At 33.3% G+C, this 14,754-nt stretch carries 8 protein-coding genes; 5 read left to right on the forward strand and 3 right to left on the reverse strand.

All coding sequences use genetic code 11. The annotated features are described in order from the left end of the window. Positions 1-99: 99 nt before the first annotated feature. From AC3B6B_RS08610 to AC3B6B_RS08620, 3 genes are read right to left on the reverse strand one after another with little or no spacing between them, the layout of a single operon-like run. Positions 100-1,389 carry a PTS sugar transporter subunit IIC gene (locus AC3B6B_RS08610; protein WP_489758238.1) on the reverse strand — a complete coding sequence of 430 codons (1,290 nt, stop codon included), beginning with the start codon at positions 1,387-1,389 and terminating at the stop codon, positions 100-102. Then, positions 1,386-2,795: a 6-phospho-beta-glucosidase gene (locus AC3B6B_RS08615; protein ID WP_489758319.1), complete on the reverse strand. Its 1,410-nt coding sequence runs from the start codon at positions 2,793-2,795 to the stop codon at positions 1,386-1,388. Before AC3B6B_RS08615 ends, AC3B6B_RS08610 begins: the two co-directional genes overlap by 4 nt. Then, complete coding sequence (locus AC3B6B_RS08620; RefSeq protein ID WP_489758239.1) at positions 2,795-3,637, reverse strand: MurR/RpiR family transcriptional regulator; 843 nt, start codon at positions 3,635-3,637, stop codon at positions 2,795-2,797. Before AC3B6B_RS08620 ends, AC3B6B_RS08615 begins: the two co-directional genes overlap by 1 nt. An 826-nt stretch (positions 3,638-4,463) precedes the next feature. Here AC3B6B_RS08620 and AC3B6B_RS08625 point away from each other — a divergent pair. From AC3B6B_RS08625 to AC3B6B_RS08645, 5 genes are all read left to right on the forward strand, one after another. After that, entirely contained in the window at positions 4,464-6,443 is a 1,980-nt protein-coding gene (locus AC3B6B_RS08625; protein ID WP_489758240.1) for a DUF262 domain-containing protein, read from the forward strand. A gap of 97 nt (positions 6,444-6,540) precedes the next feature. Beyond that, entirely contained in the window at positions 6,541-8,478 is a 1,938-nt protein-coding gene (locus AC3B6B_RS08630) for a site-specific DNA-methyltransferase (protein ID WP_489758241.1), read from the forward strand. A 1-nt stretch (position 8,479) separates the two neighbouring features. Continuing rightward, entirely contained in the window at positions 8,480-11,440 is a 2,961-nt protein-coding gene (locus AC3B6B_RS08635) for a type III restriction-modification system endonuclease (RefSeq protein WP_489758242.1), read from the forward strand. Between the two features lie 2 nt (positions 11,441-11,442). Continuing rightward, entirely contained in the window at positions 11,443-12,756 is a 1,314-nt protein-coding gene (locus tag AC3B6B_RS08640) for a hypothetical protein (protein ID WP_489758243.1), read from the forward strand. Beyond that, positions 12,737-14,617 (forward strand): DEAD/DEAH box helicase, encoded by a 1,881-nt coding sequence (locus AC3B6B_RS08645; RefSeq protein WP_489758244.1) that lies wholly within the window; start codon positions 12,737-12,739, stop codon positions 14,615-14,617. The genes AC3B6B_RS08640 and AC3B6B_RS08645 overlap by 20 nt, the downstream gene beginning before the upstream one ends. The last annotated feature ends 137 nt before the right edge of the window (positions 14,618-14,754 follow it).

The raw sequence follows: 14,754 nt of genomic DNA on the forward strand, positions 1-14,754 counted from the left end.
AATAAACAAGCTGAAATCAACTTCAAAACATGTATAGTATTTTTGAATATTGCTTTCAGCTTGTTTTTGTGTAAAATTATTTCTGATCTGTAACTCTTTTTATATTTGTTCTTGTTTAGCGAGCAAATCCAAATCAACTTTGCGAATAAATGGATAGTAAACAATCGTTGATAAGATAATGATAATTAATTGCCATAGAGCTGTTTTCCAGCCACCAATTAAAAAGCCTGAGATGATGGGCGGCGTGGTCCAAGGAACCATCACTCCAGAAAACAACGGTAAGACTCCCCACGCCATTAACCAATAGCTGGCGGCACCAACAATCATTGGAAAGGCAATAAAGGGAATAATGAGATATAGATTTAAGACAATCGGTGTTCCAAAGATGACGGGTTCATCAATATTGAAGACATTAGGCAGGATAGATAATTTACCTAATTCTTTGAGCATGCTTGACTTGGCAAAAAAGGTCATATAAATGACCATGCCGACGACGATCCCGGCTCCCGTCATGCAGAGATAATTATCCCAAAATTGCTGGGTAAAAATGTGACCACCATTCGCAATCGTTAACTTTTTGCCAGCATCGAGTAATGCTTGGTTGGCCGACATATTAGATTGGAGAATGGGGGCTAAAATAGCACCACAAATTGCACCACCGTGCACGCCACACCACCAAAGCAAAGACATGACCATCGACATGATTAAGACACCACCAAAAGAATCGGTGACGCCTTGCAGGGGCGTTTGAATAACAGAATAAATAATTTCAGTAAAACTGATGTTGGCAGTAAATTTAAAGATCGCGTAAACAATACCGGCAACGATTAAAACAACACCTGATGGAATTAGGGAAATAAATGAATTAGAAACTGCTGGTGGAACACCAGCTGGCATTTTTATTTGCCAATTTTTGCGGATGCAAAAGCTGTACAACCAGCCAGCCGCTAAACCAACGATGATAGCAGTGATCATACCTTGACCAGCAGTCCAATCTTTGGAAATAGCATTGGTAACCACGACGCCTTTAGCAGCCTTAATTTTGAAAGGCATGAGTAAGATAAAAGCTCCTAAGGCGCTTAAACTGCCGGCAAAGGCGGTTTCAATTTTGTCATTTTTTAAATAAACATAGGTAATTCCGGTTACCGCAAAGAAAGACATAAGGGCAAACGAACTAGCATAAATTTGATTGAAGACGTTAGCTAAACCACAGTTGGTGATGGCTTTGGCAACTGCTGGAATAGGAATGTTGGCTAATAACAGAAAAAGTGATCCGACAATTAGAAACGGTAAAACAAACATCATGCCATCTTTGAGAGCCTGAATAGCTTTAGTATTAGTAAACTTTACGACAAGGGGAACTAACTTTTCATTGAGAAATTTTTTCATTTTTGCGCCTCATTTTTAACTCCAAGACAAGCACCATTGGTGGCAATGATATTTTTGTACCAATAAAATGATTGCTTTTTATAGCGCTTGAAAGTTTGAGCATCGACATAAATAAAGCCATAACGTTTTTCAATTTCTCCAGTCGATGCACTAATTAAATCAATCGCGGACCAAGGGGTGTAACCGAGCACGGCAACACCGTCCAGTTCAATGGCTTTGAGCATTTGGGTGATATGCTGTTGTAAATAGTTGATGCGATAGTCATCATTAACTTGACCGTCAACTAATTGATCATAAGCACCAAAACCATTTTCTACGATAAATAAAGGTTTTTGATAACGTTCATAAACGACGTTTAAGATATAGCGTAAACCAATCGGATCAATGGCCCATCCCCAATCACTTTTGGGGACATTGGGATTAGCAACTTCGGTAAAATCTTTGGTGGCGTTAAATTTGGCAGTGGTTGATTTGTAATAACTAAAACCAATATAGTCCACAGTTCCGTGCTGAATTGCAGCTAAATCTTGTTCTGTAATATCTAAGTTGAAATGTTTACGCTCCCATAATTTGTTAACGTAAGTAGGATAAGAACCACGAACTTGTACGTCACTAAAGAAAAAGCGCCGGTCCATCGCCTTGACACTGGCCATGACATCTTGGGGCTGACAAGAATACGGGTAAATGGGACCAAAGTGGAGCATACATCCGATTTGCAACTGTGGATTGATTTTTTTGGCGGCTTGAACAGCTAAGGCACTAGCAACGAATTGATAATGACTGATTTGATACATGGTTTCTTCGGCATTTTCATCAGCTTGATATAAGACACCGGCGCCAGTCCAAGCGTTGAAGGGATTATCAATATCAATCAGGTTATTAATTTCGTTAAATGTCATCCAGTATTGAACTTTATTAGCGTAACGGTTGAAACAAGTGGTAGCGTAGTGGACAAAAAAGTGAATCAGTTTACGATTACGCCAGCCGCCGTACTCTTTAGCTAAATGGTAGGGCATTTCAAAATGCGAGAGGGTAACCACTGGCTCAATACCATATTTATGGCATTCGTCAAAAACGTGGTCGTAAAACTCTAGCCCCATTTCATTAGGATATTGTTCATCGCCTTGCGGAAAAATGCGTGACCAAGCAATACTTAGCCGAAAACATTTAAATCCCATTTCGGCCATTAGTTTAATATCTTCCTTATAATGATGGTAAAAATCAATTGCTTGGTGGTTAGGATAGATTGCGTCATCTAAGACACCAGCAGTGATTTGACGAGGATGCTTGACGTCGCCTTTGGTCATGACATCAGTGACACTAACACCTTTGCCCGCTACATTCCAAGCACCTTCGTATTGGTTGGCAGCAACGGCGCCACCCCATAAAAAATTATTTTGCAAAATTATTTTCCTTCCTTTGACTGATCAACTTGGTGTGAGATACATTGGACTGATTGATAATTGGCTAACATTTTAAAAGAAACCAGAACATCAAAGAGATACTGTAAGGCAGCCACGTAGACCACGTTACTTAAATCCAGTGTTCCTTTGGTAGTCATAATGACAATTGTTTCATCACAAAATTGGCAAATTGAGCGTTGCGTGCTATCACAAACAACTATGGTGCGATAATTTTGTTGGCGCAATTGTTGAGCAACTTGATACATTTGCTCATTGTTGCCCGTGTGTGTCAAAATAAAAGCGACTATTGGTTTTTGATTAGCTTGAGCCGTATTAGTGTGCATCGGATTGGGCGCATTATAGGCATTGGCATTACAACCAACTTCTTCCAATTCCCAACAAAAACCCCGCGCTAATTCATAATTTAAACCTTGGCCGTAAATTTCAATACGCTCAGCTTGTTGAACCAGCTTAATGACGCGTAAGATAGTTTGGGCATCTAGTAAACTGTTGGTATATTCAATAGCGCGTTGATGAATTTGCTCCACGCGTTGAAAGACGTCCGTGATAGATACACTAGTATCCAGTGGTTTGACATCTAAGTCTTCCCGTAATTTGATAATATTGGGCAGTTCTGAAGCAAAATGATACTTGAATTGAGAATAGCCACTAAACCCCGCCTTTTGACATAAACGAACCACGGTTGCTGCACTGGTATAACTAGCCTTGGCTAGTTGATTGATGTTTAATTCCAAAATTTTTGTAGGATTGTGGATAATATACTCTAAGACTACTTGTTCCTGTGCTGTTAAATTAACAATTGCTTGCATCTCATCTAAGATCATAAAATTTCAAGTTCCTTTCCAGTCGACATGGAAGAGAGGCTGCAGCTTTAAGACAACCTCACAAGTATTATAAGAGGGTAAAAATAGCGATTCAATGCTTATTGGTTATATTGGTAATCGTTTTCAAAAAAGGTACGATTTTTATTTTAAAATTGGAAGATAATTTCAAAAAAAGGCTGAGACACAAAAGGATTAGTCGATGAATGTAACCTAATCTCTTGGCCTCAGTCTTTTGTGCAATAAAGAATTAAACTAAAATGTTGGTTTTGATGTTGAAAAATCAATTGATTGACTGGTTAATAAGAAAGTAATGATTAAAAATGGAGGGATTACTGCACCAAAGCATACACAATAAAAAAGCTAGTCATTAAGATTAGCTTTCGGTTAGTCACTACAATCCTAATTAAGTATGTTCAGTACTACTTTCAAATTGGATTAGCGACTAGTTATAGACATATGGTTTTTTAAATAAAATAATTTGTGGATTTATACAAGATTTATTCGACGTCTCGAATAAATGGTATGAACTCACGACGAAATTTTTTCTGTTGCTAAATCTTTAAGGGTACAAAAACATATACCATTTGTTTACAACAATTAATAAATAATGGTAAATATGTACTGTAATAATAGCTTGTTTTATATGATTTGTCTATATACCATTTAGTTTACACTAAATTTGATTTGTAGCATACAAGAGCCTCCTTGACTTTTGATTTTTAATAGGTAATATTAGATTAAAGGTTATGAGGACTTTAACATCTTTTATTGATATGATATCACTTTTATGGACTTATATAGCAATCAAAATCGAGGACCTGATTTTATGCGAACAGAAGAAGAACCGATTATTAGAAATTTAGATGGTACTGGTAAAAGACTGGTCATACCTGTTTATCAGCGAAATTATGATTGGCAACGAGCTAATTGTCGGCAATTGTATCAAGATTTGTTAACAGTTATTAAAGAAAAACAAAGCAATCATTTTTTTGGCAGTATTGTCCAAATTCATGACGAAGGCTCGTCTGGTGATGAGGTTATTATTGATGGCCAGCAACGAATGACAACGGTTTATTTACTATTATTAGCAATCGTTAATCTTTTAGATGCAAAAAAAGTTGAAAGTCATGATTTACAATTGTTACCACGAATTAGAGAGAGTTATTTAATTGATAAATATGCACCTGAAGGAGCACGTTTAAAACTTAAACCGATTTATGATGATGAATTGGCGTTACAAAAGCTAGTAACAGGACAAGTCGGTGACTATATTAAAGCGTCTAATGTTACAACTAATTACTTATATTTTTACGATACTATTTTACAAAATAAAGTCGATATTGATGAACTATTTGCAGCTATTAATAAGTTACGGATTGTTAAGATAACTCTAGATCCACGCGAAGATAATGCTCAATTGATTTTTGAAAGTTTAAATTCAACGGGAGTAGATTTAACCGAAGCTGATAAAATTCGTAACTATGTTTTGATGAATCAGTCCCAAAGACTGCAAGAAAAATATTATCAACAATACTGGCACAAAATGGAGCAATTAACGCAGTATCAAGTGTCTGATTTAATTCGTGATTTTTTGACCTTGAAGTTAAAGCGTGTTCCTAAAATTAATCAAGTTTATCCTGAGTTTAAAAAATACGTTCAAAAATCTAAGCTTGAAATTGAACCAGTTTTACAAGAATTGACGCAATTGGCTAAATTTTATCAAGCAATCGTTGCTGCTGATACGCCCGATGATACTGTTAATACTATTTTAAACCGGCTTAACGTTTTGGAAATGAATGTTACGCGGCCATTTTTATTAGCAGTATTTGCTGATTGGCAACAGAATAAATTGACGGCTACTCAAATTGTGGCAGTTTTACAAACGATCGAAACGTTCATTTTTCGGCGACTGATTTGTGACTTATCAACAAATTCACTCAACAAAGTTTTTGCCACTTTATATAATGATATTACTAAGTTGGCTGCTAGTGCTGAACAGTTTGTGCCTGTCCTTAATTATATTTTACTGAATAAACAGGATTCAGGACGCTTGCCAAATGATCATGAATTTTCTAATGCTTTAGCAACTAAAGATATTTATCGCATGCAATCTAAAAATAAGCGTTACTTATTTAATCGGTTAGAAAATCAGAATTCACGTGAACGGGTTAATGTGCTGGAAAATATGAATAATGGTACTTATACAATTGAACACATTATGCCGCAAACTTTATCTACGACTTGGAAGAAGGAGTTGGGAACCAATTATCAACAAATTCACGATCAATGGCAAAACCGATTGGCTAATCTAACGTTAACGGCCTATAACAGCAATTATAGTAATCGCTCTTTTGCAGAAAAGAAGACCATGCCAGATGGGTTTAATCACAGTGGTTTTCGAATGAGTGAGTTTATGAAAAACTGTGATCATTGGACGGAAAAAGAATTATTGGAGCGAAACGATTTATTAAAGCAGCAGGCTTTAAAATTATGGTCTTATCCAACAACGAATTACGTTCCACCGGTTAAGATATATGAACAACATACTATTGATGAAGATTATCAGTTTACCGGTAAAAAATTAGTATCCTATACTTTTCAAGGTACGACGTATCCAGTTAAGTCTTGGCGGGAAATGTATCTTGCTATGATTCATAATTTTATGGAAATTGATCCAACCCCTGTTTATAAATTAGTCGCTAGCAAAGCTACTAAAGGTTTGGGATTGCATTTTACTAGTGAGCCTGTTTCTGGAACTAAAGAAGTCACAGATGGAGTTTATGTCAACGTTAATACTGATACTTGAAATAAAATTCACATGTTGCGCAAACTATTTGATCTGTATCAGGTTGATATGGATGAGTTAGTATTGGAAATTAAATGAAAATATATTGGAGATTACTATGATTACAGACAATCAGAAATTTAATGATCAATTAGAGCCAAATTCTGCTTTTTTGAAAGAACTAAAGGAAAAGTTGCCAGAATTTTTTGACAAAAATGGAGCATTTGACTTAGGTAAATTTAAAGATGCTATTTCCGAAAATAATATATCAGAATTAACTGATGGCTATCAATTAAATTTTATTGGTAAGGATTATGCTCGTCGTCAAGCTGGCGAAATGCCAACTAGTGTGGTTGTACCTGACGAAAAACAAAATAATGGTGAAGGTAAAGATAGTCATAATTTGTTTTTTACTGGTGATAATCTTGAAGTATTAAGACATTTGCAAGCTTCATATTCTAATGAAATTGATGTCATTTATATTGATCCACCGTATAACACAGGTAATTGCGATTTTGTTTATCCAGATAGTTTTGAATATTCAGATGATAAATTAAAAGAGATGTTTGGGCTTGATGATGATCAAGTTGAACGCTTAAAGAGTATCCAGGGTAAATCAAGTCATTCAGCTTGGCTAACTTTTATGTATCCTAGATTAGCTTTGGCTAAGAGATTGTTGTCTGAAAAAGGAACTATATTTATTTCTATTGATGATAATGAACAGGCAAATTTAAAAGAAATATGTGATGAAATATTTAGTGAATATAACTTTATTAGTAATATTATATGGAATTCAAGAAAATCTGTTTCTAATGATGCAATAGTTTCTTTAAACCATAATAGTACGTTAGTTTATTCAAAAAATTTTGGAGTATTTAACAAGAATAAGGCTAATTTCAAATTACAAATGTCTGAAAAAGGATTTGAAAACCCAGATAATGATGTACGAGGTCCTTGGAAAGCAGATCCATTTGATTCTCCTGGAGTTCGACCGAACTTAACTTTTCCAATAATTAATCCTAATACAGGCGAAAGTTACCTTCCTCCTCAAGGACGTTGTTGGAGAACTGGTCAAAAAGAATTTGATCAATTAATGGCTGATAATCGAATTATTTTTGGTAAATCGGGTAAATCTAAACCGCAGTTAAAACGTTTTTTATCTGAAGCAACAAGTAAAGGCTTAACTCCAAAATCTGTATGGGATGATGTTGGAACCGCTACAGACGGTACAAAAGAAATTCAAAGAATATTTGGAGATAAGGTTTTTGACACACCTAAACCAACGAACTTTATTAAGAAAATATTAGAACTAGGAACGTATAAAAATTCAACAGTTCTCGATTTTTTCGCCGGTTCTTCTACTACTGCCGATGCAGTGATGCAATTAAATGCTGAGGATGGTGGGTATCGTAAGTTTATTATGGTGCAATTACCTGAAAAAACTTACCACGTTAATAAAGATGGCCGTGAAGTGTCAACTAAAGGTGGAAAAGCTGCTTACGATTCGGGTTTTAAATCAATTGATGAAATATCTCGTGAACGTATTCGTCGTGCATCTAATAAAATTAAAGAAGATAATAGTTTAACTTTACCTGAAGATTTTGATGGTAATTTTAAGCATTATCGCGTTGTTAAGCCAACTAGGAAAACTCTAGAAGAAATTGAAGACTTTGATCCTAATAATGTTGATTTATTTGCTAATATGCTTGACTCATATTCAAGTGAAAAATTGAGAATTCCGGGAGATGCAACAGGCGCGCAAACTATTTTGACAACTTGGCTTGCTAAAGACGGTTATACTTTTGATGCAGAAGTGAAAGAGATTCAGTTCGACCAATATACTGCTCATCTTGTAGAAAATACTCGTTTATATTTAATTAATGAGGGTTGGACTTGTCAAAATACTAAAGAACTGATTAACAAATTAGGTTTACATCAATTGGATGTGCAAAGCGTGGTTCTCTTTGGATACTCTTTCAATATTGCAAGATTACGTGAATTAGAAATTGGACTAAAAGAATTGGATCAAACAGTTAGTTTGTTAAAGAGGTATTAGTATGAGGATTAAACTTGAGACGTTACAGCACCAAACAGAAGCATTAAATGCCATCAATCAATCGTTTCCTGGAATTGATGAAAATTCAAGTGATCTTGATGCAAATTATATCTATGCTAATCCTTTGGTTAAGGGACGTTACAATGATAATAAAAACATTGATATAAAAATGGAGACAGGGACTGGAAAAACTTACGTTTATACTAGAATGATGTATGATCTGCATCAAAAATATGGCTTATTTAAGTTTGTTATTGTCGTTCCTAGTCCTAGCATTAAGGAAGGCACACGTAGTTTTATTGAAAGTGATTATGCTAAACAACATTTTAATGAATTTTATGAAAATACGAGAGTTCAATTAAATGTAATTAGTTCGGGAGATTTTCAAACTAAGTCAGGTAGAAAAAATTTTCCTGCACAATTATCAGAGTTTGTAGAAGCAACACGCCAAAATACTAATCAAATTGAAGTTTTACTAATTAATGCAGGAATGCTGCATTCTAAATCAATGAAACGTAGCGATTATGATCAAACACTGCTTGGTGGAGAAACTTGTCCTATTAAGGCAATTTCATCAACTCGCCCAATTGTAATTATTGATGAACCCCATCGTTTTCCAAGAGACAAGAAATTTTATGCCGATGTTGAATTAATGAAACCACAATTAATTGTTCGATTTGGTGCAACTTTTCCTCAAACAAGTACTGGGCGTGGAAAGAATAAAGAAATTAAGACGGATTATTATCGTGGCAAACCGCAATTTACGTTAAATGCGATTGATAGTTTTAATAAAGGTTTAGTTAAAGGGATTGATATTTATTATCCAGATATTGCTAAGAATGAAGCTAATAATTTATATAGAGTTAAGTCTGTTAAGCCGAAAGAGTTGATTCTAACGCATAATGGTAAAGATTATTTAGTCAATGATGGTGAAAGTTTGGTTGACGTAGATGAAGAATTTACGGGGAGTATTGTTTACAAGGGTGGAACTAATCATGAACTGTCTAATGGTTTAAATCTTGATAAAGGAATGAAATTAATTCCTGGAACTTTTTCAGTAAATTATCAAGATGAAATAATTTCTGAAGCAATTGATCGTCATTTTGAAGCAGAAGAAGTTAATTTTATGCGTCCTAATGCTGAAGAAAATGCTGCTAGGATTAAAACTCTATCTTTATTTTTTATCGATAATATTAGTAGTTTTCGTGGTAGAAGCAACAATAAAGGATGGTTGGCTGAGCACTTTGAATTTATCTTAACTAAAAAGCTAGAGGCTTTAATTAAAAAATATCAGATGTCAATGAATGATCGAGAACGGGATTACTGTTCTTTTCTACAGGCAACATTGAAAAGCTTAAAATCAGATCATCAAGATGTTTACGCTGGTTACTTTAGCGAAGATCGTGGAAATTCTGATGCCGATATTCAGGCTGAAGTTGATGATATTTTGATGAATAAGGAAAAGTTATTAAGCTTTAAAGATCAAAATGGTAATTGGTTGACACGAAGATTTCTTTTTTCTAAATGGACTTTGCGTGAAGGTTGGGATAATCCTAATGTTTTTGTCATTGCTAAATTAAGAAGTTCTGGTTCTGAGATAAGTAAAATCCAAGAAGTTGGTCGTGGTTTACGATTACCCGTTGATGAAATCGGTCATCGTTTGAATCAAGATGAGTGGGATAGTCGTCTCTCATTTTTAATTGGATACGATGAACAGGACTTTGCTCAAAAATTAGTTGGTGAAATTAATTCTGATGCGCCGATTAAGCTCAATCATGAGGAATTAACTCAAGAAATGATGGACTTAGTTGTTAAGGAACGTCGAAAATACGATAAAGAATTTAGTGAGGATAAATTATTATCTGACTTAGATAATCACAACATTATTACTAGATCAAATAAGTTTAAAGAAAAAGTTGAACTTGAAGGTCAAAAAATGTCAGGTTATGAAGCTTTTGTAAAATTGTATCCTGAAGTTAAGCATAAGACACAGATAGATAAAGGAAAAGTCGGTGATAATAATAAGAATAATACAAAAGTTAAACTACGCAAATCCAATTGGAATAAGCTAAAAGAGCTTTGGCAGCAATTGGCACAACGCCAAATGATTGTTTATGACGATCGAACTAATGATATAGCCAAAGATATTATTAGAAAAGTTTTTAAACAACCTGAATTATTTGTTTTTAAAAAGCTTCAAATAACTCATCAAAAGGTTCAAGCTGATAAAAATAGTGCAAGTTTAATCGATACTAAATATGATTATAGTAATGAGTACATCACAATGAATTACGGTAAGTTTTTGAAACAATTGGTTTTAGGAACTAACCTTGATGTCAATCTTTTGAATAATTTGATGATTGAATTTATGGCAAAGCGTGACAATGATAAACGGTATATTAATGAAGATACATTAGATAATCTAATTAAAGAATTTAATCGACGTTTCAACGATAGAATACAATATTTTTATAATTATGAGGAACTTAATTTTAGAGGCTCGACATCAATTTATAATCATCAAAAAGATTCTTTTGTTGATGAGATTCCAGCTAATGCTTTAGGAATTTATTCTTCAGATTCTATCGATGATCCAAAATATCTTTATGATAGACCTCCGCTTCGTTATGATAGTGCTGATCCAGAATTAAAGTTGTTAAAACGGACATATGGAAATAAGATCAAGGTTTTTGGTAAATTACCTAAATCAGCCATTAAGATTCCGCGTTATGATCATGGAACTACAACACCTGATTTTATTTTTATGATTGAGCAAAAAGATGGTCAAAATATTTATTTAATTGTTGAAACTAAGGCAAAAAATATGCGTGAAGGAGATAAAGTGATTCGATCTATTCAACAAAAATACTTTGATAGTTTAAAAGGATCTGGTGTTTACTATCAAATGGCAACAAATGAAAAGAATGTTGAGCAAAAATTGCATGAATTGGAGGATAATTAGTAATGACATTATTATTGGAATTAGTCAAAGAGGGAAAAATAGAAAAAACGGGTGCAAAACCAAAATTACCAATTAAATTAGAAGGAGTTAATGATGATAGTCTTGATGTGTACCGTATACCGTTAGATTTATTATTTTATAATGACAAAAATGGAAGAATAGCTACTGAAATGTCACATATTGATCATGAACTAGAGCCTGCTTCTGATAAGGTTAATCATTCTTATAATGATATGGTGTCAAAATTAATTGAAAATTCTAGTGGTAGTAAGTTAAAGAATACGCAGAAATCTATCCAAGACAATGGTCAGCAGGTATTTGGATATGTCCTTAATGATGGACGAATTATTGATGGCAATCGTCGCTTTACAGCTTTGAGAAACTTACACAAAGAAACTAATCAAACATATTTTTTTGAAGCGGTAATTTTACCATTTTCGTATGATTTAAAAATAGATCAAATCAAAATTAAGCAACTCGAGTTGTCTCTTCAAATGGGAATTGAAGAACGCGAAGATTATGATCCAGTAGATTTATCATTAGATATTTATCGTACAACTCAAGGATCTAGTGCAATTATGAGTGTAGAAGATTATGCCAGAGATTCTAGAATTTCTAAAAAAGAAGCTAAGGATTATCTTGGTTCCATTGAATGTATCCAAGATTTTTTCAAATACATTGGAACTGAATTGGATAATTACTCATTAATTAAAGAAACTGGAACATTTTCATTATTTAAAGAAATGTCTAGAGATTTGAATAATAAGCGTTTGTTTGGTAATAATGCAGATGATTTAGTTAATCGATCCAAAACAGAAAAAACTTGGTTTGCTATCATTTTATGTCAAATTGAAGCTGGAAATGGTGGTACCGTTGCATATGAATTAAGAAAATACCGTAAGCAAATAGTCAAAACTGGTGAGAATGATAATTTTAACCAAGAAGTTAGCGACTTAGTTGAAGATATTGAAGATGGGATGCAAGATTCAAATATTCATGACACTAAGGATTTAGCGAACGCTTTAAATGAAAATTCTGATTCTTTCAACGAACTTGGAGATAAATATAGTAATCGTATACAGGAAGGAAAGAATAATCAATCGGTTGAAAGCTTGATGAAGGATGTTCATAAATCAGAAATTTTATTATCTGAATTAAATGAAAATAATGGATTGAGAGGTTCTAATTTAAATTACGATCAATTCAGTAGAGAACAATTAGAATATTTAATGAAAGCAATGCGCAGGATTAAATTTGATAGCCAGGACTTATTTGACATTTATGGGGAGGAAATTGATGGACGTTCCAGAAATTAGTCAGAATCAAAATGGTGTTTTTTATTTAAATGATGATTCTAATGGTACATTGCAAAATAAGGTAGCACAGAGAGTCATTAATGATTATTCAGCCTATTTTTCTGATGTATATAAAATGGTATTTAAAAATGGATTGAATTATACACAACTTACTAATTTTGTTAATGACTTAAACCATAAATTGAAGCGTAGAAATTTACCACAGATTAATGAAAGTGAATCTTTTATAAACTTTGTTCATGAAAGTAGTTATGCAATTAAAGAACACAGTGACGCTGGACTAATGATTAAAGCTAAAAATCCTGAATGGGATAATGATTTTCAAGAATTTAAGTTTATCCTTGATAAGGAAATAGTTAGAAAGCTTTATCCGGAACAAGAAAGAGCGGCATTTTATTTAGCTGAAATGAAGCGTGCGGCTAATTTTTCTGTTCCTGGTGCTGGTAAAACAACGATGCTTTATGCTACTTATGCTTTTTTGTCAAGCGAACAACAGCAAAAAGTAAATAAAATTTTGGTGATTTGTCCACTAAATGCTTTTGCTGCATGGAAAAATGAATATTCCAAAGTTTTTGGATCTAAAAGAAATAATTTACATGTTTTAGATTTAAGGAATAGTAAATATAAAAATGATATTTTTTCTATTCAGTTGGAATGGAAAGATGTTGATTTAGTTCTTGTAAATTATGAATCTTTAGGAAGCAGAATTAAAATAATTAATCAATTGATTGATGAAAAAACTATGCTCATATTTGATGAGGTTCATAGGATTAAGGGAATTGGAAAAAAGCGTGCAAGTGACGCATTAAGTTTAAGTAAAAGTCCTAAGTATCGATATGTATTAACTGGTACGCCAATTCCTAACAGTTATAAAGATATTTATAACTTTCTGCATTTAATGTATCCTAATGAATATTCATCTTATTTTGGATGGAGTGAATCTGACTTAAGTACTATTGATTCAGAAAATGTTAATAAACGACTTGCACCATTTTTTTGGCGAACCAATAAAAAAGATTTAAATGTTCCTACACCATCTCCTGATTTCTTAATTAAAGTTCAGTCTTCTAGAGGACAAGAAGTGTTAACTCAAGCTATTTATAAGAATGAAACCAATACTTTAGCAAGATTTGTTAGGTTATTGCAAGCTTCTACAAATCCACAGCTTTTGCGTTATAACATTAATTATAAGGATTTAGGTTTAACAGATTCTGATGTTTTAGATAAACAACTTATTAAGGACGATGAGGAAAATGGTTTTAGTGATCCAACTGTATATCGACAATTCTCGTTGGATAATATACAATCTCCTAAGTTTGATGCAGGAATTCGGTTAATCGAGCGCTTGATTAATGAAGGTAAAAAAGTTTTGGTATGGGGAATGTTTGTCGGAACGATGATTAAAATCAAAGACACTTTAACAGAAAAGGGCTTAAAACCTGTTTTAATCTATGGTAAAACGCCAAAAGATCAACGTGACGATATGATTGAGAAATTTAAAAAAAGTGATCAACAGGTTTTAATTTCTAATCCCAATACTTTAGGGGAATCAATTTCTCTTCATAAAGAGGTTCACGATGCTATTTATTTTGAGTACAATTTTAATTTAACATTTATGTTGCAATCACGTGATCGGATTAATCGATTGGGATTAAAACCTAATGATTATACGCATTATTATTATCTGATGACTAATGGTGATGTTGCACATTCTGGTTTTATTGATCACACTGTTTATAAAAGGTTGAAAGAAAAAGAAAAAGTTATGCGCAATGCGATAGATGGTAAAATGTTGGTTCCTGAGTATACAAAAGATTATATCCAAGAAGTTAAAGATATTGTTAATGGAAAATATCAATAATTAGCAATTAAATATTAGCAATTAATCCTTAACTAAATAGTAAAAATCTTTCCTAATTTAGGAGGCATATCATTTGTCTCCAAAAATAAATTAGTTTTTATAAAAGGCAATTAGTTTATCAATGTACCAGTAATCTG

This window comes from Bombilactobacillus sp. ESL1197, assembly GCF_058107145.1.